Below are 26,371 nucleotides of genomic sequence, written 5' to 3' on the forward strand. Positions count from 1 at the left end.
TTTGCCCGGACCCTACCACGCTTGGTTCACCTGTGAAGTGTCTGTGACGCGGGGTTATGCAGCTGGCAGCTTTTGTTCCAGATCATCCAGGATCTCGGCCAGATGGCGAGGCTGGGCGAAAAACGGGGAATGAGAGCTGTTGATCGTCTTGCGCAATTCCTCGGGCGCGATGTGGCTCATTTCTTCTTCGTATTCCGTTGGGATCGTGTGGTCGTCCGTGGCGCGGATATAGGCCTTGGGGACGCGCGCGAAATTGTCGGACAACGTCAAAGGTGTTTCTTGCGGAGCAATGGCCTGCGGGCACAGGCGTGCGAAGGCAAAGGGTGTGATCTCTGGCGGGCAATCGTGATAGAAAAGGTCGTGCACTTTTTCTGGCCTGACCGTGTAGGACAGGCCGTCGGTGGATTTCTCGACCGCATCGACGATCAATTGACGCGGCGCCCGTCTGCGCATTTCAACCATGGACAGGCCGTTCTGCGGAACATAGGCGCACAGATAGATCAGCGCGCGCATGGCCTTGGGTTTGGCCTCGGCGGCCGCGCTGACCGGATAACCGCCCCAGGAATGGCCGACGACAATGGTCTGCGGGGTCGAGGCCGACAGCACCGCATCCCGGCAACTCTCCAGCGTGACATCGGCGATCGGCGTCGGGTCCGAGCCGTGGCTGGGCAGATCAATGGCCCGCGCCGAATGGCCCAGAGCCTCCAGCGCGGGGATCAGATCGCGCCAGCACCAGGCGCCATGACAGGATCCATGGACCAACAGAAAATCTGCCATTGTCACGCTCCTTCACATATGTCCGATATCGGTCAGGAAATCCCGCAGCAGGGCCGCGTATTCCGCCGGTTGTTCGACGCAGGGCAGATGACCCGCCCGGCGCATCAGTTCGAATTTCGAGCCGGGGATCAGGTCGATGGTTTCGCGCACCAGATCCGGTGGGGTCGAGCCATCCTCGCTGCCCGCAATCCCCAGCGTGGGCAGGCGCAGGCCGCTGGTGGGGGTGTAGAAATCCGTACCCGAGATCGCGGCACAGCAGCCCAGATACCCGTCCACCGGCTGGCGCACCATCATGTTGCGCCACAGCAGATGATCGGACGAGGCACGGAATTTCTTTGAAAACCACCGCTCCATCGTGGCATCGGCCAAGGCTTCGATACCGCCCTGACGCACCGCATCCATCCGGTCCTGCCAGATTGAGGGGATGCCGATCTTGGCGGCGGTGTTCGACAGCACCAGTGCGCGCACCTGATCCATACGCTTCACCGCCAGACCCTGCGCGATTAGCCCGCCGATGGACAGGCCGACAAAAACGCAATCCCGCACGTCCAGATGGTCCAGCAGTGCCTCGGCATCGCGCACCAGCGCGCCCATTGAATAGGGGGCAGGGGGCTGAGACGACAGCCCGTGCCCGCGCTTGTCATAGCGGATGATCCGCAGACGCGCAGGCAGGTGGGGCAGCATCGCATCCCAAAGACGCAGATCAGTGCCCAGCGAGTTGGCAAAGACAATCGGCGCACCATTCGGATCACCATCGACCCGATAGTGCAACTGCACTTCACCAAGATCCAAGATCGGCATGACACAATCCCCGTCGCCATACGTTAAGCCGTCACAGTGACCCAATCATTGATCCATGTCAGGTCAGGAATTCCAGTGCTTTTCCAAAGACTTCAGGGTCCGTATTGCCCCCCGAGGCCACAACGATCACCGCATCGCCCTCGATTTCGTCACGGCGAAACAGGGCCGCGGCCAGCGACACGGCACCCCCCGGCTCCAACACCAGCTTCAGTCGCAGGAACGCCTGCGCCATGGCCCGCATTGCCTCTTCTTCGGCGACCGACAGGCCCGGCCCGCACAGGCGGTTCAGGATCGGAAAGGTGATCTGCCCCGGCTGTGGCGTCAGGATTGCGTCACAGATATTCCCCGAAGCAGCGGCGTTACTCTGAATCTGCCCCGTGGCCAGAGACCGCTTAACGTCGTCGAACCCTTCAGGCTCGCACGGGCGTGCGCGCAGGCCGGGCGCGTGGCCCTCCAGCGCCAAAGCAATGCCGGAAGTCAGCCCGCCGCCACCGCAGCAGACCAGTACGTCGGCCTTTTCAACGCCCATCTCGGCGGCTTGCCGGGCAAGCTCCAGCCCGGTGGTGCCCTGACCGGCAATCACCTGCGGTTCATCGTAGGGGCGGATGAGGGTCAGGCCGCGCTCGGTAGCCAGCGCCTCGCCAATCTTTTCGCGGCTTTCGTTGGCGCGGTCGTACAGAACCACTTCGCCGCCCAGCGCGCGGGTGTTGTTGATCTTCAACTGCGGCGCATCCGAGGGCATGATGATCACCGACGAAATTCCGTGCCGCGCGGCCGCATAGGCCACGCCCTGCGCGTGGTTGCCCGAGGAAAAGGCGATCACGCCGCGTTTCCGATCCGCCTCATCCAGCGCCGAGATCGCCGACCACGCACCTCGAAACTTGAAGCTGCCGGTATGTTGTAGGCATTCCGGTTTTACCAGCACCCGGCGCCCCGCCAATTCGTCCAGAAACGGCGAGGTCAGAAGGGGTGTTTCCCGAACGTGGCCCTTCAGCCGCGCGGCGGCGGCTTCGATCATTTCCAGCGTGCTCATGCGGCGTCCAATACCTCGCGGATAAGGTCCAGTGACTGTGGTTCATCCAGAAACGGAACATGTCCGCGATCCGGAACCTCTACAGACATAAGACCGGGGTGGCGTTTGTGCATTTCGATCAGCGTATCCTTGCCCAGCACGTCCGAGTTTGCGCCCCGAATGACGCCGGTCGGAATGTCACGCAACGCCTCGAAGAACATCCACATATCCGGGATGGCGCCAGCGGCGGCCTGATCCAGCAAGGCCTTGCGCAAGGCGGGATCATAGCGCAGGGCCAGCCCGTCTGCGGCCTGCTCATATTGAATCTCGGCCTGCTGCCGCCACCGGCTGAGGGGGACGCCGGGGAATTGCGGCTCCATCACTTGCTGCAGGGTTTGCGCGGCTTCGTCATAGGTCTTCGCCACCGGCTGCCGGCCGACATAATCCATGATCTTGGCCATGCCCGAGGTTTCGATCACCGGACCCACATCCGTCAACACCACGGCGGACAGGCGTTTGGGGTGGCTGGCGGCCAAGGCCATCGCGATCAGGCCCCCGCGCGAGGTGCCCAGAACGGCCACGCGATCCAGCCCCAGATGATCCAGCAGCTCAATCGCGTCGTGGGATTCGCGCAGAATGTTGTAGTTCATGAAATCCGGGTCAAAATCCGATTGCCCGCGCCCCCGGTAGTCCATCGCGATCATCCGCAGATCGGTGATATGCGGCGCGAGGAATGAAAAATCCCGGCTGTTGCGGGTCAGCCCGGCCAGACACAGCACCGGAGTTCCTGAACCGGTATCGGTGTAATAGAGGCGCCTGTCGTCGGAAGTGGTGAAGAAAGCCATTAAATTCCAGCCAGTTGAGGGATCGTTGTCAGGTCGGACAGTACATGTGCTGGTGTCCATGGCAAGCGGTCCATTGGCTCGTTTGCGCGGTTGACCCAGACGGTCACAAAGCCATAGCCGCTGGCCCCTGCGGCATCCCAGCCATTCGAGCTGACAAACAACACCTCATCACGGGTGCCGCCAAAGCGGTTTTGCACCAGATCATAGACGCTGGAATGGGGTTTGAAGATGCCAACACTTTCGACCGACAGAACATCGTCCAGAACGTCGCCAATTCCAGCCGATTTTACCGCACCATCCAGCATGGGTAGCGACCCGTTGGACAGGATCGCGGTATTCAGCCCTTTGGCTTTCAGATCGGCCAGCATTTGGGGGACCTCGGGGTAAGCCTGTAACTCCCAATACAGATCCAGCAGGCGCTGGCGCAGGGTCGGGTCGCCGTCCAGCCCGGTGGCCTCAAGCGCCCAGTCCAGCCCGTCCTGGGTCACATCCCAGAAATCGGCATGGGCGTCGGTGATCGCGCGCAGCCAGGTGTATTGCAGCTGTTTCAGTCGCCAGTGATTGGCCAGTTCAGGCCACTTCTGCTGCAGTTTCTCGTAACCGGGTTCGGCGGCCGCCTGACGCGCGGCGGCGGCAACGTCGAACAGCGTGCCATAGGCGTCAAAAACGCAGGTGGTGATTGGCATCGGTACCCCTCCCTCAATCCGGCGCAGGTTGGCACAAGAGTCGCAGGCGCAAAAGGGGGGAGGGTTTACAATGCCGTGTCACTCCCTAGGTTTGATCGCTTAAACCCTTAACGGCCGGAGGCCACCTATGACCGAGATCAAACAAGGCGACACCGTTCGCATCCATTACAAAGGTACGCTGTTGGACGGCAACGTGTTCGACAGTTCCGAAGGACGCGATCCGCTTGAATTCGTGGTCGGGTCAGGCCAGATCATTCCCGGTTTGGATACCGCCATGCCCGGTTTGACTGTGGGTGAGAAAAAGCGGGTCGAAATCGCCTGCGTGGATGCCTATGGCCCGATCAACCCCGCAGCGCGCCAGCAGATCCCGCGCGAGGGCATCCCGGATGACATCCCGTTGGATCCCGGCACCCAGTTACAGATGCAGACGCCGGACGGGCAAGCGGTGCCAGTGACGGTGGTAGACTCGGACGAGGCAACCGTCACGCTGGACGCAAACCACCCGCTGGCCGGTCAGGACCTGATTTTCGATATCGAGGTCGTCTCAATCAACTGACCACAGCGGGCCAGCGCTTTGGATCAGCCTGAAATCAGGCTGGTCCAGGATGTAAAGGCCGCGCGCACATCTGCCTGTGTAAAGAACACAAACAGCATCAGCAGCATGGTAAGGGCCAGCAACGCGATCCGGCCGCGTTGTCCCAAAAAGCCCTGTTTGCGCCGGGACACCCGAGAGGTGTTCGAGAGGATTTGTTCTGCTTTGCTCATGCCGCTATCCGTGCCCGCGAAAGATGGTGAAATCTTGGCGCGGGCAGGGAAAGATCGGGTCACATGTGATCGGGCTGCGGCATGCCCAAAACGTGGAAGCCGCCGTCGACGCGAATGATCTCGCCCGAGGTGCAGGCACCGGCATCAGAAGCCAGGTAAACGGCAGTGCCGCCCACGGCCTCGAGCGTGGCGTTTGAACGCATCGGTGCGTTCTGATCACAGAACTTGTAGGTTTTGCGCGCGCCACCGATGGCCGCGCCCGCCAGCGTCTTCATCGGGCCGGGCGAGACTGCGTTGACGCGGATGCCTTCGGGGCCAAGATCGTTGGCCAGATAGCGCGTCGCCGATTCCAGCGCGGCCTTTGCCACGCCCATGACGTTGTAGTTCGGCACAACACGGTTCGAACCCTGATAGGTCAGCGTCAGCAGCGAGCCGCCATTGTCCTTCATCAGCGGATAGGCACGACGCGCAACCTCGATAAAGGAATAGGCCGAGACATCCATCGAGTGCTTGAAGTTCGCTCGCGTGGTGTTCAGGAAACGGCCGGTCAGTTCGGACTTGTCCGAATAGGCAATTGCGTGAACCACGAAATCAATCGTCGGCCAGCGTTCGCCCAACTCATTGAACGCGCGGTCCAGCGATTCATCATCGGTGACATCCGCATCGACCATGAAATCGCTGCCCAGGCTTTGGGCCAGCGGTTCCAGCCGTTTGCCGAACGCCTCACCCTGATAGGTGAACGCCAGTTCCGCACCGGCCTCGTGCATCGCCTTGGCAATGCCCCAAGCAATCGAGCGGTCATTCGCCACCCCCATGATCAGGCCGCGTTTGCCCTTGAGAAGATCCGACATCATGTTCACCCGTTATACTTTGACAGAACCATGGACCCGTTTGTGCCGCCAAAGCCGAAGCTATTGGTCATCACAGAGTCCAAACCTGCGTTTTCAACCACTTGAGTTGCAATTTCACCGGGCTGGATGCCTTCGGCAAGTGTGTCGACGTTGATCGACGGAGTAATAAAGTCATTGTCCAGCATCAAAAGGCAGAAGATTGCCTCCAACGCACCGGCGGCGCCCTGCGCGTGGCCGGTCATCGACTTGGTCGAGGAAATCGGCGGCACCTTGCCCTCGCCAAAGATGCGGCGGACGGCTTCGACCTCACCCACGTCTCCGACCGGGGTCGAGGTGCCGTGGGCGTTGATATAATCGACCTTGCGGCCTTCGGGCAGGGTCGCCAGCGCCAGACGCATCGCGCGCTCGCCGCCTTCGCCTGACGGGGCCACCATGTCATGGCCGTCCGAGGTGGCGGCGAAACCGGTGACTTCGGCATAGATCTTGGCGCCGCGGGCCAGCGCGTGCTCCAGATCCTCGAGCACGACGATGCCGCCACCGCCCGAGATCACGAATCCGTCGCGGTCTTCGTCAAACGCGCGCGAGGCTTTCTCGGGGGCGTCGTTGTACTTGGAAGACATCGCGCCCATCGCGTCGAACAGGCAGGACAGGGTCCAGTCCAGTTCTTCGCCGCCGCCGGCGAACATGATGTCCTGCTTGCCCATCATGATCTGTTCCGCCGCATTGCCGATGCAGTGCAGCGAGGTCGAACAGGCCGAGGTGATCGAGTAGTTGATGCCCTTGATCTTGAACGCCGTCGCAAGGTTCGCGGAAATCGTCGAGCACATGCATTTCGGAACTGCGAACGGTCCGATCCGCTTGGTGGCTCCGGTTTTCAGCACCGTCTGATGCGCCGTCAGCATGGCGCTGGTCGACGGGCCGCCCGAACCGGCGACCAAGCCCGTGCGCGGGTTCTGAACCTGATCTTCGGTCAGACCGGAATCGGCGATCGCCTGGCTCATGGCAATATGGGCATAGGCGGCACCCGGCCCCATGAAGCGCAGGGTGCGCTTGTCCACATGCTCGGCCACGTCAATCTTCAGCGATCCGGCGATCTGGCTGCGAAAGCCGTGTTCGACCATCTGCTCATTGGCCACGATGCCGGACTTGCCGGCCTTCAGTGAGGCCAGAACCTCTTCGGCATTGTTCCCGATGGAGGACACAACCCCCAAACCGGTGACAACTACTCGACGCATGTGCGTGCTCCTTATTTCAGGCCGGTCCGGCTTAGGCTTCGGACAGAACGACTTTCATGTCTTTGACGTCGTAAATCATTTCGCCGTCGGCTTCGACGATACCATCCGCCACACCCATGGTCAGGCGGCGGGTCTGAATCGCCTTTTTGAAATCGATTTTATAAGTCAGCATCTTGCGGTCCGGGCGCACCATGCCGGTCAGCTTGACCTCACCCACGCCAACGGCCATGCCGCGCCCCTGCCAGCCGCGCCAGCCCAGGTTGAAGCCGGTCAGCTGCCACAAGCCGTCCAGTCCAAGACAGCCGGGCATGATCGGGTTGCCGGGGAAGTGGCAGTCAAAGAACCACAGGTCCGGGGTGATATCAAACTCGGCCAGAATATGACCTTTTCCATGCGCGCCGCCATCGGCCGAGATATCGGTGATCCGATCCATCATCAGCATCGGCGGAGCAGGCAACTGCGCATTACCGGGGCCGAATAATTCGCCTCGGGCGCATTTCAGCAGATCGTCCTTGTCAAAGCTGCTCGGGAATTGGGCCATTCTGCCGCCTCTCCTGCCAGGGGTCCGTTTAACTAATCTGGCCTCACCTAGCACCCGTATGCAAGGTCCTGCAAGAGCGGTCGCCCACATCATGTTGTGTTCAGGACATTCTTTGCGAATGAATTTCATTTGAAATAACCTGACCTGAGCACTTATATATAGGGCAGCAACAAACGGGTTTCGGATTCATGACACCTCAAAGCCAGAGCAGAGCCACGAATTGGTTGGTCGACGCAGGATTGCGCCCGACGCGACAGCGTTTGGCGTTGGCCGAACTGTTGGTGGGCGATGGCCGTCACCGGCATGTCACGGCGGAAAGCCTGTTTGAATCGGCGAAAAAAAACGGCGATGCCGTCTCGCTTGCAACGGTCTACAACACGCTGCGCGCCTTTTGCGAGGCCGGTGTTCTGCAGGAGATCACGGTGGATGGGTCGAAAAGCTATTTCGACACCAATACCCATGATCACCCGCATTTCTACTGGGAAGATGAAAGCCGCCTGAGCGATGCGCCCTCGGATCAGTTGGTGATTCAGCGTCTGCCCGAAGCGCCCGAGGGGGTTGAAATCGCCTCGGTCGATGTCGTGATCCGCCTGCGAAAAAAATAAATCTACGGTTTCAGATCGGACAAGGCGCGCTCGGCGTTTGCAATCTGCGCGTCCGTGGGGCCAGTGCCATGCCGTGCCAGCACTACGGGCTCTGCCGCGAAAGGGTCCGATACGGGCAGGCTGAGCAGGGCCATCCCGTCATAGCTGATTTCGGTTGGCGGATTGGCATAGCTGATCGCAACCCCTTCACCATGCGCTGCCAGGCTGCGCTGAATCTCCAGCGAGGCCGCGCGATGAGCCACCTTCGGGCTTTTTCCGATCCGTCGAAACAGCCCCAATACATGCTGCGCGGACAGCCCTTCCTCGGACAGGATCAGCGGATGTGCGGCCAGGTCCAGCAAGGAAACCTGGCGGTTTGTGGCCAGCGGATGATCTGGGGACAGAAGCGCACGCGGAGAGTTGGCGAACAAAGTATGCCGGGTAAATGTCGCGTCCATGCTGAGCCCATAGGTCAACGCCAGGTCGATCCGCCCGTCGATCAGGCCGGAAATCAGGCCCTCGAAACTGTCGACCCTGTAAGACACCGCCACATCCGGCATCTCGGCGCGCAACTGCCGCAGGGCACGGGCCAGCAGAAACGGGGCCAGATCAACGAAACACCCCAGCCGCAGCCGCGCCTTGCCCGTGCTGCTTTCGGCAGCGTTTTCCAGACGGGCGGCTCTGGCCAGCAGCGCCTCGGCCTCTTCAATGAAGCTGCGCCCTTGCGGGGTCAAAGCCATCGCCGCTCCGCGCCGACGGGCGAACAGGGGATAGCCCAGTTGTTCCTCGACCCGGGTCAGCGCGTTGGACAGCGCTGGTTGCGAGACATTCAGGTGCTGCGCCGCGGCGGACAGGCTGCCATGCCGTCCGATGGCGCAGACATATTCATATTGGCGTAGCGAGATATATAACATGAAGTTAAGTGTATCTTTGAAAGATATGACTTGAACAGAGGGCGTTCCCATGTGCAGATCGCCCAACCTCACGGCACGGAGACAGACATGACGCACCCTCTGGTCACGCAAGAGATGATCGACACCTATCAGCAGGACGGTGTTGTCCTGATCAAAGGGCTGTTTGCCGACCACGTCGAAGCCCTGCGCGCAGGCGTTGCCGCGAACATGGCTGAGCCGGGGCCTTATGCGTCCGACAACAAGAAACAGGGCGAAACCGGCCTGTTCTTTGACGACTATTGCAACTGGTCGCGGATTGATCAGTTTCGCGAGGTGATCGAGAGCTCTCCGGCGGCTGAGGTCGCGGCGGATTTGATGCAATCGCAGACCGTTCAAATGTTCCACGACCACGTTTTGGTCAAAGAGCCCGGTACGTCAATGGCGACCCCGTGGCATCAGGACGGGCCGTATTACTTTGTCGAGGGACAGCAGACGATCAGCTTCTGGTCGCCGCTGGACCCGGTGAAACAGGCAACGCTGCGCTGCGTGGCGGGCTCGCACCGGTGGGAGAAAGAGGTTCTGCCGACCCGCTGGGTCTCGGAAGAAGGGTTCTTTGCCGATGAAGGTCAGTACATCCCCGTTCCGGACCCGGATGCCGAAGGCATGAAGGTTGTGGAATTCGAGATGGAGCCGGGCGACGCGGTGGCCTTCAACTACCGCACGCTGCATGGCGCGCGCGGTAACCATTCTGACAGCCGCCGCAGGGCGTTTTCGCTGCGTCTGGTCGGCGATGACGCACGATATGTGGAGCGTCCGGGCCGGACCTCACCGCCGTTTCCGGGTCACGACATGACCCCGGGCCAGCGCCTGCGTGAAGATTGGTTCCCGGTGCTGCTGCGGCGCTAGGCTCAGAACCACTGGCCCGATTCGATCAGCCCCAGATCGAGCAATTGGCCGGATGTCCACTGAAACGGCACCGAGTTGCGCCAGCAAAAGGTTGGGATGTCGAAGGTGGACCCGGCATTGCTTTTCAAAGCCTTGGCCGCGCGGAATGAGCACACAGCGGCGGTCATATTGTGGTGCCAGGGGCAGGAATAGGTGTTGTATTCCGGCTCGTTGAAAGTGTGATCGGGACGCAGCTCCAGACCCTTGCGGGATTTGAACAAAGCGATCCGGTCGATACGGCGGCGTTCGTATGGAATGTGATCCTCGAACCGCCAGCGCAGGCCGCCGGACATGTCCAACTGACGCTCGACCGGGTGGTCTTCGGCGTCATGGCGGGTGTGGGCGTAATAGCCGGTGCTGTCCAGCATCGCACGGTCCGGAGCGACTCCGTTCGGAAAGGCGTCCAGATCATCGGCATAGAGGTCAACCACGTGGCTCAGCATCGCGTCGCGGCGTTCTTCGGCGTGGAAGGCCAGCAACTCGCCCACCGTGCGGGTCTCGCAAAACGGAAAGAACAGATATTCGGCGTTATAGCAGTAGTACATCCAGATGCCGGGCTCGGCCTGTATGATTCTGTTGATAGTGTCGAAGACAATTGCGCTGGGCACACAGGTCAGGGTGACGCGGTGAATGCGTTCTGACAGTTCGGGGTCCAGCGTAAAGTCCTGCGGCATGAAGGCGATCACGGATTTGAAACCCAGATGCAGATGATGCCGGATGGTGCTGTCGATCTCGACCATGTCTTCGGCAAAGATCAGGGCGACGGGGCCCTTGGCCAGCGCCGATTTGCCTGAGTTCAGGAAAACGTCGAGTGAGTCGTATTGCATTGCCTGTTCGGTTCCACTTTGCTGGAATCTTCGGTCAAAATCGGGTATCCGCCCCGGCATTGCAAGCGGCGTTCGTAAGGTATAGATGACGCCGATCCTGCGAACGCAAAGGCCATATCCATGTCAGAACCCAAAAAGCTGTACATCAAAACCTATGGTTGCCAGATGAACGTCTATGACAGCGAACGCATGTCCGAGACGCTGGGCGGGCAGGGCTATGTCGAGACCCAAAGCCCCGACGACGCGGATATGATTCTGCTGAACACCTGCCACATCCGCGAAAAGGCCGCCGAAAAGGTCTATTCCGAACTGGGCCGGTTCAAGGGGCTGAAGGCGGAAAAGCCGGATCTGAAGATCGGCGTGGCGGGGTGTGTGGCGCAGGCCGAGGGCGAAGAGATCATGCGCCGTCAGCCTCTGGTCGATCTGGTGGTGGGGCCGCAAAGCTATCACCGTCTGCCCGAGATGGAGGCCAAGACCCGCGAGGGCCAAAAGGCGCTGGACACGGATTTCCCCGAGGAAGACAAGTTCGAAAAGCTCAAGAACCGCCCCAAGGCCAAGCGCGGCCCAACGGCATTTCTGACCGTGCAGGAGGGCTGCGACAAATTCTGCGCCTTCTGCGTGGTTCCATATACCCGCGGGGCCGAGGTCAGCCGTCCGGCGGATCGCATTATCCGCGAAGCCCATGATCTGGTCGAACGCGGCGTGCGCGAGATCACTCTGCTGGGGCAGAACGTCAACGCTTATCATGGCGCAGGCGCGAACGGAGACATGACATTGGCCGGTCTGATCTGGGAGTTGAACAAGGTCGACGGGCTGGAGCGCATCCGCTTTACCACCTCGCACCCCAATGACATGGCGGATGACCTGATCGAGGCGCACGGAACCTGCGAAAAGCTGATGCCGTATCTGCACCTGCCGGTGCAGTCGGGCTCGGACCGGATTCTGAAGCGGATGAACCGCAGCCATACGGCGGAAAGCTATTTGCGTCTGGTCGAGCGTATCCGTGCCGCGCGGCCTGATATCATGATGTCGGGTGACTTCATCGTCGGCTTCCCCGAGGAAACCGACGAAGATTTCCAGGCCACGCTGGATTTGGTGGAAGAGGTCAAATACGGCTATGCCTATTCCTTCAAATACTCGACCCGCCCCGGAACGCCTGCGGCCGAGCGGCCTCAGGTCGATCCGCAGGCAGCGGATGATCGTTTGCAACGCCTGCAGGCCTTGATCACTCAGCATCAGCGGGAAATCCAGGACGCGATGGTTGGTCGCAAAGTCAGTGTTCTGTTCGAAAAATCCGGTCGCCTGCCCGGACAAATGGTCGGAAAATCCGAGTATCTGCATTCGGTTCACGTGTCCGAGGCCGACGTCGCCATCGGTGAGCTAAGAGACGTTCGGATCACCGGTTCGGGGGCAAACTCGCTGGCGGGGACATTGATCTGACCTGTGCGGCTGGTGCTGTCAGAAAACCATAGTTGGCACTTGTTTCAAAATTTAACCCTTGATTCACGACCAAGAACTATGTTCCGAGAAAGGCCAGATTTTTTCAGGGTATAGCGCGCCGCGCTCCTGAGAATCCAGTTCTGTGCCGGTCCGGCTAACGGGTTGGGACGATGGAGGTTACGAGTGGAAATTCGAACACGTTTCTTTGGGCCAGGTCGTCGGGTTGTTTTTTCGTCGGCGCTGGTGCTTTCGCTTCTTTCCAGCGCAACTGTTGCGGGCAATTTGGAGCAGGGTGTGACTGACCCTCCGGTTGCCAGCCCGAAACGTTTCGGCAGCGATGTTAGCGCCTTTTATCTGGGCCTGAGCGGCGGTTACGCAACAAGCGGCACGGACCGATTCGGCCTGACGACCCCGGGCGGCACCTTCGGGATCGGAGAATTGGATCTGAAAGGCAGCTACGGTGGTGTCCGAGGCGGCTGGCGCGGTGTTCTGCCCGCCGTCGGCGGGCGCGATTATGTCTACGGGTTCGAACTTGGGTATGATTTTGGCACGCTCGACGACGACGTCATGACGAATGTTGGCAGCACCGCAATCACCGGTTCCTCCGAGGTCTCGGACATCTTGTCGGTTCGCTTTCGCAACGGTCTGACCAACAAAAGCGGCACGGTTTTGTACTTTGTTACGGTCGGATACGTGCAGGGGGATGTCACGACCGGCAGCAGCCTGACTTCCGGGGCCACGACGCAATCTTTTGAAGACAGCGATACCCGGAGTGGGTTTTCGGCCAGTATCGGTGCCGAACACAGCCTGAGCGAAAACTGGTCGATCACGGGTGAGTACGAATATGTGCAGTTCGACTCGCGCCGGGTCGAGTTCAGCAATGGGTTCTCGACGAAATCCACACCGCGCTACCGCGGTCTGAGATTTGGGTTGAACTATACGTTTTGACCCCTGTTGGGGGTGGTATCGTTTGCGGCATTGTTCGGCGGTTTTGCCATCCGTTTCGGAAAATTTGAAACTGTGGCTTGCGCCCACCGAGAATTGTTGTCTACGCTCAGGGTGAAACGCCAAGACAGGAGAACGGATTGGCCATCGGTGCCCTTACCCCACCGCAAGATGACATGCCCCAGCGCGAGGCGTTTGTTGAATTCCCTGACAATCGGTTGTTGATTGATTTGTGCGGCGAGTATGACCGCAATCTGACCGAAATTGAACAAAAACTGTCCGTCCAGATTGTCCGGCGCGGCAACCAGTTGGTTGTCATGGGCGACGAGGATTCGCAGAAACAGGCCATCGAGGTGCTGCAGGCGCTCTACACCCGTCTCGAAGGCGGCCGCGATGTCGAGGCCGCCGATGTGGATCGCGAGCTTCGGATGGGCGGTTCCGAGACAGGAACCGGCAGCCGAGACGGTGACCAGCTTGAGATGTTCAAGGGCGGCACGGTTGAGATCAAAACCCGCAAAAAACTGGTCGAGCCGCGCACCGATGCGCAAAAGGCGTATGTCCAGTCGCTGTTCAACAACGAACTGGCCTTTGGAATCGGCCCGGCGGGCACCGGCAAGACCTATCTGGCGGTGGCCGTCGGCGTATCGATGTTTATTGGCGGGCATGTGGACCGGATTATCCTCAGCCGCCCCGCCGTCGAGGCTGGTGAAAAGCTGGGCTATCTGCCGGGTGACATGAAGGACAAGGTCGATCCTTACATGCAGCCGCTCTATGACGCGCTGAACGACTTCCTGCCCGGCAAGCAACTGGCCAAACTGATCGAAGAGAAACGAATCGAAATCGCTCCGCTGGCCTTCATGCGCGGGCGGACGCTGGCCAATGCGTTTGTGGTGCTGGATGAGGCGCAGAACGCCACGACCATGCAGATGAAGATGTTCCTGACCCGTCTGGGTGAGGGCAGCCGCATGGTGATCACCGGAGACCGGTCACAGGTGGACCTGCCGCGCGGGGTTCAATCGGGTCTGGCGGATGCCGAGCGTTTGCTGAAGACGATCCCGAATATCAGCTTCAACTATTTCACCTCGAAAGACGTGGTGCGCCACCCGCTTGTCGCCGCCATTATCGAAGCGTATGAGGCCGACGCAGGCCGCGAGACGGGTTAATCGTTCGGGGCTGCAGGCTTTGGACGTGATGGCATGAACCTTGAACTGACGATTGAAGACGCACGCTGGCAGGGGCTGGAGCCTTTGGCCGTGCGGGCCATACAGGCGGTTTTGGACCATTGCGATCTGGACGCCGATATATGTGAGATCAGCCTGCTGGCGTGTGACGACCCCCGGATCGCAGAGCTGAATGCCGAGTTTCGGGAAAAACCCGCTCCGACCAATGTGCTCAGTTGGCCCGCCGAGGAGTTGGCGCCAGGCCAACCGGGTCATCCACCGCTGCCGCCCGAGCCGGACTTCACCGGCGAAATCGCGCTGGGGGATATTGCGATCTCCTACGACACCTGCGCGCGTGAGGCGGCTGAGGCGGGAAAGCCCATGGATGATCACGTCACACATCTGATCATTCACGGAACTTTACATTTGCTGGGATACGATCACATCCACGACGCTGACGCGGATTTGATGGAAGCGGTTGAGGTCGATATACTTGGCAAACTGGGTCTTGATGACCCATATAATGCGTAGACGGGCCTTCAGGGTCGATTATTTGGAACGGGATCATGGGCGATACAGACGGCAGTTCTATGGCGGCGCAGGGCGCGCAACCGAAGAACGGCGGTGACAATGTCAAAGAGAAAGCCGGGTTTTTTTCTCGAATAGTGGACGCGTTCTCACCACAGGACGAGGATGAGGTTCACGTAGCCAACGGGCACGAGACCGATAGGGTGCAGCCGCGCGGCATGATTAACCTGCGGCGGATGCGGGTCGAGGACGTGGCCATTCCGACGGCCGAGATCATCTCGGTCCCGTCCACCATCACCAAAGATGAACTGGCGCAGGTGTTCCGCGACAGCGGGTTGTCCCGAATACCGGTCTATGAGGGCACGCTGGACACGCCTTTGGGCTTCGTCCACCTCAAGGATTTCGCCCTGACCCATGGGTTCAACGGTGGCGGCAACGAGTTCGATCTGGTCTCGATGCTGCGGACATTGCTGTTCGTGCCCCCCTCGATGCCAATCGGTGTGCTGCTGACCAAGATGCAGACGGAACGCCGCCACATGGCGCTGGTGATCGACGAATATGGTGGCGTTGACGGTTTGCTGACCATCGAGGACCTGATCGAACAGGTCGTGGGTGAAATCGCCGATGAACACGACGCGGATGAAGATCAGCTTTGGGTGCAGGAAAAGCCCGGATGTTACATCGTTCAGGCGCGTGTCCCTCTGGAAGAGTTCGAGGCCGAGATCGGACGCTCGCTGACCAGTCACGAGGACGTGGACGAGGAAGAGATCGATACTCTGGGCGGTCTGGTTTTCATGCTGTCCGGCCGCGTACCTGCGCGGGGTGAGGTTGTTCTGCATCCCGAAGGCCCGGAATTCGAGGTGATCGACGCAGATCCGCGCCGGATCAAGCGACTGCGTGTCATGTTGCCGGATCTTACTGCATGACCCCATCGCAGGGCTGGCCGTTTTGGCTGAGGTTCGTGCTGTCGGCCCTGCTGGGCGCGCTGGCGGCCTTTGGTCTTGCACCTTTTGGCATATGGGCGGCAACGCTGGTTGGGTTGCTGCTGCTTGCCCCTCTTTATATGTCGACTGAAACGCGGGGTCGGTCCGCGTGGTTGGGCTGGGCCTTTGCCACCGGATACTTCGCCCACGGGCTCAGCTGGATCATCGAGCCGTTTTTCGTGGACGCCGAGCGCCACGCGTGGATGGCGCCCTTTGCCCTGATCTTCATGGCGGGCGGGTTGGCCTTGTTCTGGGCGCTGGCCTTTTGGGCCGCAAGGCGACCGGGTGGAGGCGCTGTCAAACAGGCGGTTTTCCTTGCCGTGGCCGTGTCTTTGGCGGAGTTCGCCCGGGGATACGTATTGACGGGCTTCCCCTGGGCCGGGCTGGCGCAGGTTTGGGTTGATACGCCCGTGGCGCAGCTTCTGTCGCTGTTCGGACCCTATGGTCTGGGTGCACTGACGCTGCTGGCAACCTTGCCCTTGGGGGCGGCGCTGGCACAGCGCGGCGGGTTCGTGCTGCCCCTGGGCTTGACGGTTGGCACGGCTTGTCTGGTGTTGGTCTATGCGGCCACCCGTCCGACTGTCACCGAGACCGACCACACCGTGCGCCTGATCCAGCCCAACGCCCCACAGCATCAGAAATGGGACCCGGACTATGCGCCGTTGTTCTTTGCACGGCAGATCGAGTTTACCGCAGCGCAGCCCCGGCCTGACCTGATCGTCTGGCCGGAAACGTCGATACCCGCATGGCTGGGCAGTGCGCAGCCGTATTTGGATGCAGTCACAGATGCTGCGCAGTCAGTGCCGGTGTTTCTGGGCATTCAGCGGGGTGACGGCCCGCAAATCTATAACTCGATGATCTATCTGGACGAGCAGGGTCAGCAGCAGGGCCTGTATGACAAGCACCACCTTGCTCCGTTCGGGGAATACGTGCCGTTTGGAAACCTGATGGCACGGTTCGGCATTCACGGGATGGCGACCACTGCCGGTCATGGCTTCAGCTCGGGACCCGGTGCTGCGCTGATGGACGCGGGAAAGCTGGGCAAGGCGCTGCCGCTGATTTGTTACGAGGCCGTGTTCACGCAGGATGTCCTGTCCGCTCCCGGTCGCGCGGATTTCCTGTTGCAAATCACCAATGATGCCTGGTTCGGTACCCGGTCCGGCCCCTATCAGCATCTGGCTCAGGCGCAGATGCGTGCCATCGAGCAAGGCCTGCCGATGATGCGTTCAGCCAATACCGGAGTATCGGCGGTGATCGATCCACTGGGGCGCATCACGAACGCGCTGGCATTGGGGCAGGCGGGCTTTGTGGACGCGAAATTACCGGCGCCGCTGGCACCGACCATCTATGCCCGGATCGGTGATTTTCCGGTCTTTGTCTTGCTGGCGGTTTTGTTCGCGCTGCTTTGGCGCAACGTCCGGCAGGAACTCGCTTAAATACCGATTGACCCTGTGAAGTTGTGGGCGTATGCCCTCGCTTGCCCGTCACAACGGCTTCCTGGCGTGATGGGGAAATCTTAATGGAGCACTTTCATGTCCCGACAGAACTACACTTTTACTTCGGAGTCTGTATCCGAAGGGCACCCGGATAAGGTTTGCGACCGGATTTCCGATGCCGTCCTTGACGCATTTCTGAACGAAGAACCCGAAGCACGCGTGGCGTGCGAAACCTTTGCCACGACCGACCGTGTGGTAATTGGTGGCGAAGTAGGCCTGTCTGATCAGGAAAAGCTGCACGACTATATGGGCCGTATCGACGAGATCGCGCGCGCCTGTATCAAGGATATCGGCTATGAGCAGGATAAGTTCCACCACGAAACCGTCGAGGTGACGAACCTGCTGCACGAACAGTCCGCCCATATCGCGCAGGGTGTGGACGCGTCCGACGGCAAAGACGAGGGCGCTGGCGACCAGGGCATCATGTTCGGTTACGCCACCACGGAAACCCCCGCGCTGATGCCCGCTCCGATCCAGTATTCGCACGCGATTCTGCGTCGTCTGGCCGAAGTGCGCAAGAACGGCACCGAGCCCGCGCTGGGCCCGGACGCGAAATCGCAGCTGTCGGTTGTGTACCGCGACGGCAAGCCGGTTGGCGTCAGCTCGATCGTGTTGTCGACCCAGCATCTGGACGAGTCGCTGAGCTCGGATGACATCCGTGCCATCGTCGAGCCCTATATCACCGAGACCCTGCCCGAGGGCTGGCTGTCCGCGGAAACCGAGTGGCACGTGAACCCAACCGGCAAATTCGTGATTGGCGGCCCGGACGGTGACGCAGGTCTGACCGGGCGTAAGATCATCGTGGACACCTATGGCGGTGCCGCGCCGCATGGTGGCGGTGCGTTCTCGGGTAAAGACCCGACCAAGGTGGACCGTTCGGCAGCCTATGCCGCGCGCTACCTGGCAAAGAACGTCGTTGCTGCGGGTATGGCGGAACGCTGCACCATCCAGCTGAGTTATGCGATTGGTGTGTCCAAGCCTCTGTCGATCTATGCCGACACGCACGGCACCGGTCAGATTGCGGACGCTCTGATCGAAACGGCCGTCGGTCAAGTGATGGACCTGACCCCGCGCGGCATTCGTGAGCACCTGCAGATGAACAAACCCATCTACCAGCGCACGGCCGCTTATGGCCACTTCGGGCGCGAGCCCGACGCGGATGGCGGCTTCAGCTGGGAGCGCACCGATCTGGTCGACGCGCTTAAAGCGGCGGTCTGATCCACAACCAAACAAAGTGCGCCGACCCCGGCGCGCTTTTCGATTCGGCACCGGGGTTGCAACGGTGCGGCCCGCGCAGTATGGGCACCGCCATGAGCACCCAGACACCACAACGCCCCCGCAGAAACTTCTATGGCCGCTTTAAGGGCAAGACCCTGAAGCCCAGTCAAAAGACGTATCTGAACGAAGATCTTGACGCTCTGTCACCCGGCGCGGTGGATTGGGAGAGCAACCCCAACCGCGATCCGCTGGACCTTAAGGCGCTGTTCGGCGGCAAGGATGTCTGGCTTGAGGTCGGATTTGGCGGCGGTGAGCATCTGGTGCATCAGGCCGCCAGCAACCCTGATATCGGCATCATCGGGGCCGAGCCCTATATCAACGGCGTCGCCATGCTGTTGGGCAAAATCCGTCAGGCTGGGGTCGAAAACCTTGCGGTGCACCCCGGTGATGCGCGCGATCTGTTCGACGTGCTGCCCGAGGCCAGCATTTCGCGCGCCTTCCTGCTGTACCCCGACCCGTGGCCGAAAACGCGGCACCATCGCCGTCGTTTCGTGACGCCGGAACATCTGGAGCCGCTGGCGCGCGTGCTGAAACCGGGGTCAATCTTTCGCGTGGCCACCGACATTCCCGACTATGTCCGCCAGACGCTTGAGGAAGTTCCGCGCGCAGGGTTCGAATGGCTGGCCGAGCGCCCAACAGATTGGCGTGAGCCTTGGGGGGACTGGATTTCCACCCGGTATGAGCAGAAGGCCCTGCGCGAAGGCCGCACACCGCATTACCTGACGTTCCGCAAAACCTGACCCCTACGGCGTGGAATCGCGCAGGCTGGGAAAGGCGCGGCCTTTGGCGAACCAAGCCAGCCCGAATGCCCAAAGCGCGATTGTTTCCACAAAAAACGTCAGATTATGGGATTTCCACCCCGCTTGAGCGCTTTCACCGGAAAAGGCGACGATACCCAGAACCAGAACGCACAGCAGGATTGTAACGCCGCACAACGAATACAGTGTGTTGCGTTGTCTTTTCGACCGGATCAATTGGCCGTCTCTTATGTGACGTTCAGGAACCACGCGGCGTAAAACGAACAGGCAATAAAGGCCCAGATAAGCAAACAGGATGCCCGCAGCCCAGGCATGTAAATGCGGAGCGCTCGAAAACAGGGTGAAGAACGCGTCCGGCTGCGGGTCAGACAGCACCGGTGGCGGCGATTGGTTCACATCGGCAAAGATTCGTGACTTGAAGCTGACGGGTTCTTCGCAGCCAGACCCGCTTGTTGGGAAAACCGCAACAAAACAGGCACCTATTCCGGCAATGAAGGACCCAAGATCCTCAAGCCAATGATCTCCGGTATAGGCGATCAGAAAACCGCCGATAAAAACCAATAGGCCGACAAAAATGGCGCCGAGAAACTGGGCATAATAAAAATGGCTGATGCTGTCGCGGAAACAGCTGCCGCCAAACACTGCACCAGCGGCGAGAATGATCGGCAGGCCAAAGGCAACAAGGCCGACCAGAAAGGCCAGGCGCATCTGCAAAACGCTGTCAGTCTTTAGTGGGTCCTTGGGCTGAAAGTACTTTTCCGTGCCACTTGAGAGCATGGATTGAATTTGTGACATGGGGTAATCCTCGGACAGTGATTAATGAGAAACAAAAAACAAACTCGTCCTGAATTCGACGATTGTAGCCCGGAAACCCCTGATCACCCAAACCTGGCTTGCGCTGGCGGTCGCATTGCCGCTGGACCAACCGTCTCCAATTCGCTAATCGGCTTGGGCACTGATAGCGAAAACAGGAGCCCCCATGTCCGGACACGGCACGCCCATCCCGATGACCTCGCATCCCTGCGGCCCGCTGACCGGCACGGCAGAGGTGCCCGGGGATAAGTCGATCTCGCACCGGTCGCTGATCCTGGGCGCCATGGCGGTGGGTGAGACAAAGATTTCGGGCCTGCTTGAGGGCGAAGACGTTCTGGATACCGCCAAGGCGATGCGCGCTTTCGGGGCCGAGGTGACAGACCACGGTGGCGGTGAATGGTCTGTGCATGGTGTCGGCGTTGGCGGTTTTGCCGAGCCCGATCAAGTGATTGATTGCGGCAACTCGGGTACCGGGGTGCGGCTGATCATGGGCGCGATGGCTACCTCTCCGATTACGGCGACGTTCACGGGGGACGCGAGCCTGAACAAACGCCCGATGGCGCGGGTGACCGATCCGCTGGCGCTGTTTGGTACGCAATCGGTTGGCCGTTCGGGTGGACGGTTGCCGATGACCATCGTCGGCGCGGCGGAACCTGTTCCGGTGCGCTATGAGGTTCCAGTGCCGTCGGCGCAGGTGAAATCCGCCGTACTGCTGGCCGGTCTGAACGCGCCGGGCAAAACCGTCGTGATCGAGAAAGAGGCCACCCGTGACCACTCGGAGCGGATGCTGGCCGGGTTTGGTGCCGAAATCACCGTTGAAGATACTGAAGAGGGCCGGGTGATCACTCTGACCGGTCGCCCCGAGCTGAAACCGCAGGTCATCGCCGTGCCGCGCGATCCGTCCAGCGCGGCCTTCCCGGTTTGTGCGGCGCTGATCACCCCCGGTTCGGACGTTCTGGTGCCGGGCATCGGTTTGAACCCGACCCGCGCGGGGCTGTTCACCACGCTGCGCGAGATGGGGGCCGATCTGACCTATGAAAACGAACGCGAAGAGGGCGGCGAACCTGTCGCTGATCTGCGTGCCAAGTATTCGCCCAACATGAAGGGTATCAACGTGCCGCCGGAACGCGCGGCCTCGATGATCGACGAATACCCGGTTCTGTCCGTGGTTGCGGCCAATGCCACCGGCACCACGATGATGGGCGGCGTGAAAGAGCTGCGTGTCAAGGAAAGCGACCGGATTGACGCGATGGCCAAGGGTCTGCGCGCCAACGGCGTGACCGTGGACGAGGGTGAGGAATGGTGGTCGGTCGACGGGCTGGGCATCGGCAACATCCCCGGCGGCGGCACGTGCGAGAGCTTTCTGGACCACCGCATCGCCATGTCCTTCATGGTGATGGGCATGGGCGCGAAGACCCCGGTTTCAGTGGATGACGGCGGCCCGATCGCGACCTCGTTCCCGATTTTCGAGCCACTGATGGCGTCCCTGGGTGCAAAGGTCGAACGCACGTGAGCTTTACGGTCGCCATTGATGGTCCTGCGGCGGCGGGCAAGGGCACGATCTCGAAAGGTGTTGCCGCGCATTTCGGGTTCGCGCATCTGGATACCGGGTTGCTCTACCGTGCGGTTGGGCGTCGGACGCTGGACGGCGCCGACCCGGTCGAGGCCGCGCAGGCTTTGACCGCTGAGGAACTGGAACAGGGCGATCTGCGCACGGCCGAAATCGCACAGGCGGCGTCGAAAGTGGCCGTGATCCCCGAGGTCCGCGCGGCCTTGGTGGATTTCCAGCGTGCCTTTGCCCGCCGTGCCGGGGGCGCTGTGCTGGATGGGCGCGATATCGGGACGGTGATCTGCCCCGAGGCCGAAGTGAAATTGTTCGTCACTGCCAGCGCCGAGGTCCGGGCCGAGCGGCGTTTTCTGGAGCTGAGCGCCAAGGGCTCGGACGTTACCCGCGAACAGGTGCTGGCCGATGTGCGCGAACGCGATGCGCGGGATGCCGAACGCAGTACCGCGCCGATGAAACCCGCCGGGGATGCCGTTCTGCTGGATACCTCCGATCTGAGTATCGACGCGGCGCTGACCCAGGCCGTGGCCTTCATCGAACGGAAAAAACCCGCGACACCCTGATGCCGCGGGCTTGCTGGATTACAACTCGCCAACGGCGATGCTTTTGATATTCGCCCACTGATCGTCAGCGGTTTTTGCCGTGGCTGCCACGTCCTTCAGGAAGGCCGCACGGGTTTCGGCGTTCAGGAACAGATACAGCTTGCCATCTGCGACCAGATACTGATCCGGGTCGCCGTCGAACTTCTTGCCCACCGACACGCCGAACGAACAGAACCCGCCATGCTGCGGCAGATAGGCAGCGGGGTTGGCCTCGAACGCTTCGCGGTTTGCGGCGCTGGTGAAGTAGTAGGACGCGCCGTCAAAGGTGGCGGAATGGGTGGCGAAGCCATCGACAGGGTTGCCGTCATTCACCAGCGCAACCAGATCGACGCCATGCGCCGCCAGCGGTGCGCCGGCGGCCGAGATACCGTTTGAGACATTGATCTCATCCGCGGCAAAGGCGGGTGCCGCGACCAAGGGCAGAGCGGCGATGAGGGTGGTCAGAACCAGAGACTTCATTGGAATATCCTTTCCTGTTCAGGTTTGGATCAGCCGGGTGGCCAACCGCTGAAACATAGGTAGAGGGGCAGTTCTGAACGGGCTATCGCAGGAAGCCCGTCAAACCTTGCAGATCGTTCAAACCTGCGGCCGGACGGAAAATCCACTTCACCAAGCTTTGTTTGGTCAGCCTGTCAGTCGGTCCCTATGGTTGGGGCATAGCCTGCAGGAGAGATGCGATGATCCGACTAGCCCTAACCCTGATTTTTCTGGCCGGAAGTCTGGCGGCTCAGGAAGCCGAGCCACCGATGGACTACGAACGTCTGGGCAAGATCATCTTTGCACTCGACCCCGAGGCACAGCCGCGCGGGCCGGGGTTCCAGCTGACCGTGTCGGACGTTCCGGTTCTGGTCATCACCGACAGCAATGCCGACCGGATGCGCGCGATGGTTCCGATCCGCAGCGCCGAAGGCCTGACCACAGAGGATATGCATCGCATGATGCAGGCCAATTTCGACAGCGCCCTGGATGCGCGCTATGCGATCGCCAACGGGATGCTGTGGGCGGCGTTTATCCACCCGTTGTCACCGCTGGAAAAGGATCAGCTGATCTCGGGGCTGGCGCAGACGGTGAACATCGCCAAGACCTACGGCTCGCTCTATTCCGGCGGGGCGCAGCAATTCGGCGGCGGTGACAGCCGCAACCTTCAGCGAGACCTGATCGATGAATTGCTGAAAAAGGGCGAGGAGATTTGATCCCAAGTCGTTGGCCGCGACGACTTGCACGTTATTTCGTGATTTGCCCGGTATGACTTGCGGCGACTTGGCGAACCCGCTATAGAGCGCCGGTCGACAAGGCGATTTGAGCCATAAAACAACGAGACGAGCAGGGTCGGAACCAACCGGCCCTCTTTGTTTTGCGGCATATGTCAGGTCGTCTGACCAATCCACTAAGACCGGCGGAGACAACCGCTCGGCCAGACAAAACGTATGTAAAGGAAAACAACGCCACATGGCTAACGCATCCATGGAGGAATTCGAAGCCCTCCTGAATGAAAGCTTCGAAATGGACACGCCCGAAGAGGGTTCTGTTGTCAAAGGCAAGGTTCTGGCGATCGAAGCCGGCCAGGCCATCATCGACGTCGGCTACAAAATGGAAGGCCGCGTTGATCTGAAAGAATTCGCAAACCCCGGCGAAGCCCCCGAAATCACTGTTGGTGACGAGGTCGAAGTCTACCTGCGCGCCGCAGAAAACGCCCGTGGCGAAGCTGTCATCTCGCGCGAGATGGCCCGCCGTGAAGAGGCATGGGACCGTCTGGAAAAAGCATATGCCGACGACCAGCGCGTCGAAGGTGCAATCTTTGGCCGTGTCAAAGGTGGCTTCACCGTCGATCTGGGTGGCGCAGTTGCGTTCCTGCCCGGCTCGCAGGTTGATGTGCGCCCCGTGCGCGACGCTGGCCCGCTGATGGGTCTGAAGCAGCCGTTCCAGATCCTAAAAATGGACCGCCGCCGTGGCAACATCGTTGTTTCGCGCCGCGCAATCCTGGAAGAATCGCGTGCCGAACAGCGTGCCGAAGTTATCGGCAACCTGTCCGAAGGTCAGACCGTCGAGGGTGTCGTCAAGAACATCACCGAATACGGTGCATTCGTTGACCTGGGCGGCGTTGACGGCCTGTTGCACGTCACCGACATGGCATGGCGCCGTGTGAACCACCCGTCCGAGATCCTGACGATCGGCGAAACCATCAAGGTTCAGGTCATCAAGATCAACAAAGAGACCCACCGCATCAGCCTGGGCATGAAGCAGCTGCAGGAAGATCCGTGGGATCTGGTTGCTGCCAAGTACCCGCTGGGCTCGGTCCATCAGGGTCGCGTCACCAACATCACCGACTACGGCGCCTTCGTCGAACTGGAAGCTGGTGTCGAAGGTCTGGTGCACGTGTCCGAGATGTCCTGGACCAAGAAAAACGTCCACCCCGGCAAGATCGTTTCGACCAGCCAGGAAGTCGACGTCATGGTTCTGGAAATCGACGGCGCCAAGCGTCGCGTATCTCTGGGCCTGAAGCAGACTCAGCGCAACCCGTGGGAAGTGTTTGCAGAAACTCACCCCGAGGGCACGCAGGTCGAAGGCGAAGTCAAGAACATCACCGAATTCGGTCTGTTCATCGGTCTCGAAGGCGACATCGACGGCATGGTTCACCTGTCGGACCTGTCGTGGGACGAGCGTGGCGAGGATGCCATCCAGAACTACCGCAAAGGCGATATGGTTTCGGCCGTCGTTTCGGAAGTTGACGTTGAGAAAGAGCGTATCTCGCTGTCGATCAAAGCCCTGGGCGGTGACAAGTTCGCCGAAGCCGTGGGCGGCGTGAAGCGTGGCTCGGTCATCACCGTTGAAGTGACCGCGATCGAAGATGGCGGCATCGAAGTGGAATACGAAGGCATGAAGTCCTTCATCCGCCGCTCCGACCTGTCGCGTGACCGTGCCGAACAGCGCCCCGAGCGTTTCTCGGTCGGTGACAAGGTCGACGTCCGCGTCACCAATGTCGACAGCAAGACTCGCCGTCTGGGCCTGTCGATCAAGGCACGCGAAATCGCCGAAGAGAAAGAGGCCGTGGAACAGTACGGTTCCTCCGACTCGGGCGCATCGCTGGGCGATATCCTGGGTGCAGCGCTGAAATCGGGCGACTAAGCCCGGGCCTCAGCCTTAGCCGAATTTACGGCCCCGCGTATCCGCGCGGGGCCGTTTTTGTTGCGAATCAATATGTTCCGATTTCCGGGCTTATTCCGGGTGTCGTCCGCGCTTTAGAAGTGGAATTTGCGCGAACAAGCGAAAAATCGCGCGGTTTAGCAGCAAAATGAAGGCTTTGCACACAGAGTTTACGTTCCCCCGAACCGACTTTTTTCCTATACTGTTCAGAACAATAGAGATGGTTAACCGGTCGCCTGGGAGGGTAGCGCTCATGATCCGTTCAGAACTGATTCAGAAAATAGCCGACGAGAACCCGCATCTGTATCAACGCGACGTCGAGCGGATCGTGAATACTGTGTTTGAAGAGGTGACGGATGCCATGGCGCGCGGTGACCGCGTGGAACTGCGTGGTTTCGGCGCTTTTTCGGTCAAACAGCGCGACGCGCGGGTCGGTCGCAACCCCCGCACCGGCGAGACCGTTCAGGTCGAAGAAAAATGTGTGCCGTTTTTCAAAACTGGCAAGTTGCTTAGGGACCGGTTGAACGGTAAAGCCTAAACCATGATGCGTTACCTTCGATATGCTTTCCTGGCGATCCTCGGGATCGTGCTTATTTCCGTTTCGCTGGCCAATCGGGAATCGGTTCAACTGTCGCTGATGCCGGAACCTTTTGCCGAGCTTGTAGGCTTTAACTTCAGCACGTCGCTGCCGCTGTTCGTGGTGGTGCTGGGTGGTGTGGTTGCGGGCCTGATCATCGGTTTCCTGTGGGAATGGCTGCGCGAACACAAGCACCGCCGGGATGCGTCGGTGAAGAAAAACGAAGTGCGCAAGCTTGAGCGCGAGGTCAAGAAGCTCAAGAAAAAGCAGAACGAAGGTCAGGACGAAGTGCTGGCCTTGCTGGACGAAGCCAGCTGAGGC

30 protein-coding genes and 1 riboswitch are annotated in these 26,371 nt (G+C 60.3%); of the genes, 17 read left to right on the top strand and 13 right to left on the bottom strand.

Going from position 1 to position 26,371, the window contains the following annotated elements:
- Positions 1-54 precede the first annotated feature (54 nt).
- Genes ACR0DO_RS09550 through ACR0DO_RS09570 form a run of 5 tightly spaced genes read right to left on the bottom strand, consistent with a single transcriptional unit; the run spans position 55 to position 4,121 of the window.
- Positions 55-777: an alpha/beta fold hydrolase gene (locus ACR0DO_RS09550; protein WP_480558255.1), complete on the bottom strand. Its 723-nt coding sequence runs from the start codon at positions 775-777 to the stop codon at positions 55-57.
- 12 nt (positions 778-789) lie between these two features.
- Positions 790-1,578, bottom strand: coding sequence for a 3-oxoadipate enol-lactonase (gene pcaD, locus ACR0DO_RS09555; RefSeq protein WP_480558257.1), 789 nt, complete (start codon positions 1,576-1,578; stop codon positions 790-792).
- Between the two features lie 58 nt (positions 1,579-1,636).
- The gene (locus ACR0DO_RS09560; protein WP_480558259.1) at positions 1,637-2,611 is read right to left on the bottom strand and encodes a threonine ammonia-lyase; all 975 of its coding nucleotides are present in this window, start codon (positions 2,609-2,611) and stop codon (positions 1,637-1,639) included.
- A complete protein-coding gene (locus ACR0DO_RS09565) occupies positions 2,608-3,435 on the bottom strand; it encodes an alpha/beta fold hydrolase (RefSeq protein ID WP_480558261.1) in 828 nt (275 codons plus the stop codon). Before ACR0DO_RS09565 ends, ACR0DO_RS09560 begins: the two co-directional genes overlap by 4 nt.
- Complete coding sequence (locus ACR0DO_RS09570; RefSeq protein ID WP_480558263.1) at positions 3,435-4,121, bottom strand: haloacid dehalogenase type II; 687 nt, start codon at positions 4,119-4,121, stop codon at positions 3,435-3,437. Before ACR0DO_RS09570 ends, ACR0DO_RS09565 begins: the two co-directional genes overlap by 1 nt.
- Positions 4,122-4,248: 127 nt before the next feature.
- Here ACR0DO_RS09570 and ACR0DO_RS09575 point away from each other — a divergent pair, with 127 nt between their 5' ends.
- Positions 4,249-4,677, top strand: coding sequence for an FKBP-type peptidyl-prolyl cis-trans isomerase (locus ACR0DO_RS09575; RefSeq protein WP_170445647.1), 429 nt, complete (start codon positions 4,249-4,251; stop codon positions 4,675-4,677).
- A gap of 23 nt (positions 4,678-4,700) precedes the next feature.
- On the opposite strand, the gene ACR0DO_RS09580 is transcribed toward ACR0DO_RS09575, so the two are convergent.
- From ACR0DO_RS09580 to fabA, 4 genes are read right to left on the bottom strand one after another with little or no spacing between them, the layout of a single operon-like run.
- On the bottom strand, positions 4,701-4,886 hold the full coding sequence (locus ACR0DO_RS09580; RefSeq protein WP_170445644.1) for a hypothetical protein: 186 nt from the start codon (positions 4,884-4,886) through the stop codon (positions 4,701-4,703).
- Between the two features lie 59 nt (positions 4,887-4,945).
- Positions 4,946-5,737, bottom strand: a complete 792-nt coding sequence (locus tag ACR0DO_RS09585) for an enoyl-ACP reductase FabI (protein WP_170445641.1) — start codon at positions 5,735-5,737, stop codon at positions 4,946-4,948.
- 5 nt (positions 5,738-5,742) lie between these two features.
- Positions 5,743-6,972, bottom strand: coding sequence for a beta-ketoacyl-ACP synthase I (gene fabB, locus ACR0DO_RS09590; RefSeq protein ID WP_170445638.1), 1,230 nt, complete (start codon positions 6,970-6,972; stop codon positions 5,743-5,745).
- Positions 6,973-7,003: 31 nt separating this feature from the next.
- The gene (gene fabA, locus ACR0DO_RS09595) at positions 7,004-7,513 is read right to left on the bottom strand and encodes a bifunctional 3-hydroxydecanoyl-ACP dehydratase/trans-2-decenoyl-ACP isomerase (RefSeq protein ID WP_058279458.1); all 510 of its coding nucleotides are present in this window, start codon (positions 7,511-7,513) and stop codon (positions 7,004-7,006) included.
- A 188-nt stretch (positions 7,514-7,701) separates the two neighbouring features.
- Here fabA and irrA point away from each other — a divergent pair, with 188 nt between their 5' ends.
- Entirely contained in the window at positions 7,702-8,118 is a 417-nt protein-coding gene (irrA, locus tag ACR0DO_RS09600) for an iron response transcriptional regulator IrrA (protein WP_170672380.1), read from the top strand.
- A gap of 2 nt (positions 8,119-8,120) precedes the next feature.
- On the opposite strand, the gene ACR0DO_RS09605 is transcribed toward irrA, so the two are convergent.
- A complete protein-coding gene (locus ACR0DO_RS09605) occupies positions 8,121-9,011 on the bottom strand; it encodes a LysR family transcriptional regulator (protein WP_480558266.1) in 891 nt (296 codons plus the stop codon).
- Positions 9,012-9,098: 87 nt separating this feature from the next.
- Here ACR0DO_RS09605 and ACR0DO_RS09610 point away from each other — a divergent pair, with 87 nt between their 5' ends.
- On the top strand, positions 9,099-9,896 hold the full coding sequence (locus ACR0DO_RS09610) for a phytanoyl-CoA dioxygenase family protein (RefSeq protein ID WP_480558268.1): 798 nt from the start codon (positions 9,099-9,101) through the stop codon (positions 9,894-9,896).
- A 2-nt stretch (positions 9,897-9,898) separates the two neighbouring features.
- Here the strand turns inward: ACR0DO_RS09610 and ACR0DO_RS09615 are convergent, their stop codons facing one another.
- Complete coding sequence (locus ACR0DO_RS09615) at positions 9,899-10,762, bottom strand: hypothetical protein (RefSeq protein WP_480558270.1); 864 nt, start codon at positions 10,760-10,762, stop codon at positions 9,899-9,901.
- A gap of 120 nt (positions 10,763-10,882) precedes the next feature.
- Here ACR0DO_RS09615 and miaB point away from each other — a divergent pair, with 120 nt between their 5' ends.
- The 8 genes from miaB to trmB all read left to right on the top strand — a co-directional run bounded on the left by miaB (position 10,883) and on the right by trmB (position 19,332).
- Positions 10,883-12,202 carry a tRNA (N6-isopentenyl adenosine(37)-C2)-methylthiotransferase MiaB gene (gene miaB / locus ACR0DO_RS09620; protein ID WP_170445613.1) on the top strand — a complete coding sequence of 440 codons (1,320 nt, stop codon included), beginning with the start codon at positions 10,883-10,885 and terminating at the stop codon, positions 12,200-12,202.
- 294 nt (positions 12,203-12,496) lie between these two features.
- A complete protein-coding gene (locus ACR0DO_RS09625) occupies positions 12,497-13,150 on the top strand; it encodes an outer membrane protein (protein WP_480558272.1) in 654 nt (217 codons plus the stop codon).
- A 137-nt stretch (positions 13,151-13,287) separates the two neighbouring features.
- A complete protein-coding gene (locus ACR0DO_RS09630; protein ID WP_480558274.1) occupies positions 13,288-14,310 on the top strand; it encodes a PhoH family protein in 1,023 nt (340 codons plus the stop codon).
- Between the two features lie 33 nt (positions 14,311-14,343).
- The gene (gene ybeY / locus ACR0DO_RS09635) at positions 14,344-14,838 is read left to right on the top strand and encodes an rRNA maturation RNase YbeY (RefSeq protein ID WP_480558276.1); all 495 of its coding nucleotides are present in this window, start codon (positions 14,344-14,346) and stop codon (positions 14,836-14,838) included.
- 35 nt (positions 14,839-14,873) lie between these two features.
- Positions 14,874-15,761: a hemolysin family protein gene (locus tag ACR0DO_RS09640; RefSeq protein WP_170445606.1), complete on the top strand. Its 888-nt coding sequence runs from the start codon at positions 14,874-14,876 to the stop codon at positions 15,759-15,761.
- Positions 15,758-17,254 carry an apolipoprotein N-acyltransferase gene (gene lnt, locus ACR0DO_RS09645; protein WP_480558278.1) on the top strand — a complete coding sequence of 499 codons (1,497 nt, stop codon included), beginning with the start codon at positions 15,758-15,760 and terminating at the stop codon, positions 17,252-17,254. Before ACR0DO_RS09640 ends, lnt begins: the two co-directional genes overlap by 4 nt.
- Before the next feature lie 42 nt (positions 17,255-17,296).
- Positions 17,297-17,345, top strand: a riboswitch (SAM-SAH riboswitch).
- Between the two features lie 5 nt (positions 17,346-17,350).
- Positions 17,351-18,532 (top strand): methionine adenosyltransferase, encoded by a 1,182-nt coding sequence (gene metK, locus ACR0DO_RS09650; RefSeq protein WP_170672367.1) that lies wholly within the window; start codon positions 17,351-17,353, stop codon positions 18,530-18,532.
- 92 nt (positions 18,533-18,624) lie between these two features.
- Complete coding sequence (gene trmB / locus ACR0DO_RS09655) at positions 18,625-19,332, top strand: tRNA (guanine(46)-N(7))-methyltransferase TrmB (RefSeq protein ID WP_480558280.1); 708 nt, start codon at positions 18,625-18,627, stop codon at positions 19,330-19,332.
- 3 nt (positions 19,333-19,335) lie between these two features.
- Here the strand turns inward: trmB and ACR0DO_RS09660 are convergent, their stop codons facing one another.
- The gene (locus tag ACR0DO_RS09660) at positions 19,336-20,145 is read right to left on the bottom strand and encodes a hypothetical protein (RefSeq protein WP_480558282.1); all 810 of its coding nucleotides are present in this window, start codon (positions 20,143-20,145) and stop codon (positions 19,336-19,338) included.
- Between the two features lie 184 nt (positions 20,146-20,329).
- Between ACR0DO_RS09660 and aroA the strand changes: the two genes are divergently transcribed.
- On the top strand, positions 20,330-21,676 hold the full coding sequence (gene aroA, locus ACR0DO_RS09665) for a 3-phosphoshikimate 1-carboxyvinyltransferase (RefSeq protein WP_480558284.1): 1,347 nt from the start codon (positions 20,330-20,332) through the stop codon (positions 21,674-21,676).
- A complete protein-coding gene (cmk, locus tag ACR0DO_RS09670; protein WP_170445587.1) occupies positions 21,673-22,290 on the top strand; it encodes a (d)CMP kinase in 618 nt (205 codons plus the stop codon). The genes aroA and cmk overlap by 4 nt, the downstream gene beginning before the upstream one ends.
- Before the next feature lie 18 nt (positions 22,291-22,308).
- Here the strand turns inward: cmk and ACR0DO_RS09675 are convergent, their stop codons facing one another.
- On the bottom strand, positions 22,309-22,788 hold the full coding sequence (locus ACR0DO_RS09675; protein WP_170672359.1) for a YHS domain-containing (seleno)protein: 480 nt from the start codon (positions 22,786-22,788) through the stop codon (positions 22,309-22,311).
- Between the two features lie 218 nt (positions 22,789-23,006).
- On the opposite strand from ACR0DO_RS09675, the gene ACR0DO_RS09680 reads away from it, so the two are divergent.
- The 4 genes from ACR0DO_RS09680 (at position 23,007) to ACR0DO_RS09695 (ending at position 26,368) form a co-directional block, all read left to right on the top strand.
- Entirely contained in the window at positions 23,007-23,522 is a 516-nt protein-coding gene (locus ACR0DO_RS09680) for a hypothetical protein (protein WP_170445581.1), read from the top strand.
- A 256-nt stretch (positions 23,523-23,778) separates the two neighbouring features.
- On the top strand, positions 23,779-25,455 hold the full coding sequence (rpsA, locus tag ACR0DO_RS09685) for a 30S ribosomal protein S1 (protein WP_170445578.1): 1,677 nt from the start codon (positions 23,779-23,781) through the stop codon (positions 25,453-25,455).
- A gap of 271 nt (positions 25,456-25,726) precedes the next feature.
- The gene (ihfB, locus tag ACR0DO_RS09690; protein ID WP_037310872.1) at positions 25,727-26,011 is read left to right on the top strand and encodes an integration host factor subunit beta; all 285 of its coding nucleotides are present in this window, start codon (positions 25,727-25,729) and stop codon (positions 26,009-26,011) included.
- Between the two features lie 6 nt (positions 26,012-26,017).
- The gene (locus tag ACR0DO_RS09695) at positions 26,018-26,368 is read left to right on the top strand and encodes a lipopolysaccharide assembly protein LapA domain-containing protein (protein ID WP_170327045.1); all 351 of its coding nucleotides are present in this window, start codon (positions 26,018-26,020) and stop codon (positions 26,366-26,368) included.
- The last annotated feature ends 3 nt before the right edge of the window (positions 26,369-26,371 follow it).

It is taken from the genome of Ruegeria sp. AM9 (genome assembly GCF_056540565.1).

Bases quoted from the DNA above. Each gene is read 5' to 3' on its own strand.
- ACR0DO_RS09550 (WP_480558255.1), bottom strand. From the start codon at position 777: ATGGCAGATTTTCTGTTGGTCCATGGATCCTGTCATGGCGCCTGGTGC.
- pcaD (WP_480558257.1), bottom strand. From the start codon at position 1,578: ATGCCGATCTTGGATCTTGGTGAAGTGCAGTTGCACTATCGGGTCGAT.
- ACR0DO_RS09560 (WP_480558259.1), bottom strand. From the start codon at position 2,611: ATGAGCACGCTGGAAATGATCGAAGCCGCCGCCGCGCGGCTGAAGGGC.
- ACR0DO_RS09565 (WP_480558261.1), bottom strand. From the start codon at position 3,435: ATGGCTTTCTTCACCACTTCCGACGACAGGCGCCTCTATTACACCGAT.
- ACR0DO_RS09570 (WP_480558263.1), bottom strand. From the start codon at position 4,121: ATGCCAATCACCACCTGCGTTTTTGACGCCTATGGCACGCTGTTCGAC.
- ACR0DO_RS09575 (WP_170445647.1), top strand. From the start codon at position 4,249: ATGACCGAGATCAAACAAGGCGACACCGTTCGCATCCATTACAAAGGT.
- ACR0DO_RS09580 (WP_170445644.1), bottom strand. From the start codon at position 4,886: ATGAGCAAAGCAGAACAAATCCTCTCGAACACCTCTCGGGTGTCCCGG.
- ACR0DO_RS09585 (WP_170445641.1), bottom strand. From the start codon at position 5,737: ATGTCGGATCTTCTCAAGGGCAAACGCGGCCTGATCATGGGGGTGGCG.
- fabB (WP_170445638.1), bottom strand. From the start codon at position 6,972: ATGCGTCGAGTAGTTGTCACCGGTTTGGGGGTTGTGTCCTCCATCGGG.
- fabA (WP_058279458.1), bottom strand. From the start codon at position 7,513: ATGGCCCAATTCCCGAGCAGCTTTGACAAGGACGATCTGCTGAAATGC.
- irrA (WP_170672380.1), top strand. From the start codon at position 7,702: ATGACACCTCAAAGCCAGAGCAGAGCCACGAATTGGTTGGTCGACGCA.
- ACR0DO_RS09605 (WP_480558266.1), bottom strand. From the start codon at position 9,011: ATGTTATATATCTCGCTACGCCAATATGAATATGTCTGCGCCATCGGA.
- ACR0DO_RS09610 (WP_480558268.1), top strand. From the start codon at position 9,099: ATGACGCACCCTCTGGTCACGCAAGAGATGATCGACACCTATCAGCAG.
- ACR0DO_RS09615 (WP_480558270.1), bottom strand. From the start codon at position 10,762: ATGCAATACGACTCACTCGACGTTTTCCTGAACTCAGGCAAATCGGCG.
- miaB (WP_170445613.1), top strand. From the start codon at position 10,883: ATGTCAGAACCCAAAAAGCTGTACATCAAAACCTATGGTTGCCAGATG.
- ybeY (WP_480558276.1), top strand. From the start codon at position 14,344: ATGAACCTTGAACTGACGATTGAAGACGCACGCTGGCAGGGGCTGGAG.
- ACR0DO_RS09640 (WP_170445606.1), top strand. From the start codon at position 14,874: ATGGGCGATACAGACGGCAGTTCTATGGCGGCGCAGGGCGCGCAACCG.
- lnt (WP_480558278.1), top strand. From the start codon at position 15,758: ATGACCCCATCGCAGGGCTGGCCGTTTTGGCTGAGGTTCGTGCTGTCG.
- metK (WP_170672367.1), top strand. From the start codon at position 17,351: ATGTCCCGACAGAACTACACTTTTACTTCGGAGTCTGTATCCGAAGGG.
- trmB (WP_480558280.1), top strand. From the start codon at position 18,625: ATGAGCACCCAGACACCACAACGCCCCCGCAGAAACTTCTATGGCCGC.
- ACR0DO_RS09660 (WP_480558282.1), bottom strand. From the start codon at position 20,145: ATGTCACAAATTCAATCCATGCTCTCAAGTGGCACGGAAAAGTACTTT.
- aroA (WP_480558284.1), top strand. From the start codon at position 20,330: ATGTCCGGACACGGCACGCCCATCCCGATGACCTCGCATCCCTGCGGC.
- ACR0DO_RS09675 (WP_170672359.1), bottom strand. From the start codon at position 22,788: ATGAAGTCTCTGGTTCTGACCACCCTCATCGCCGCTCTGCCCTTGGTC.
- ACR0DO_RS09680 (WP_170445581.1), top strand. From the start codon at position 23,007: ATGATCCGACTAGCCCTAACCCTGATTTTTCTGGCCGGAAGTCTGGCG.
- rpsA (WP_170445578.1), top strand. From the start codon at position 23,779: ATGGCTAACGCATCCATGGAGGAATTCGAAGCCCTCCTGAATGAAAGC.
- ihfB (WP_037310872.1), top strand. From the start codon at position 25,727: ATGATCCGTTCAGAACTGATTCAGAAAATAGCCGACGAGAACCCGCAT.
- ACR0DO_RS09695 (WP_170327045.1), top strand. From the start codon at position 26,018: ATGCGTTACCTTCGATATGCTTTCCTGGCGATCCTCGGGATCGTGCTT.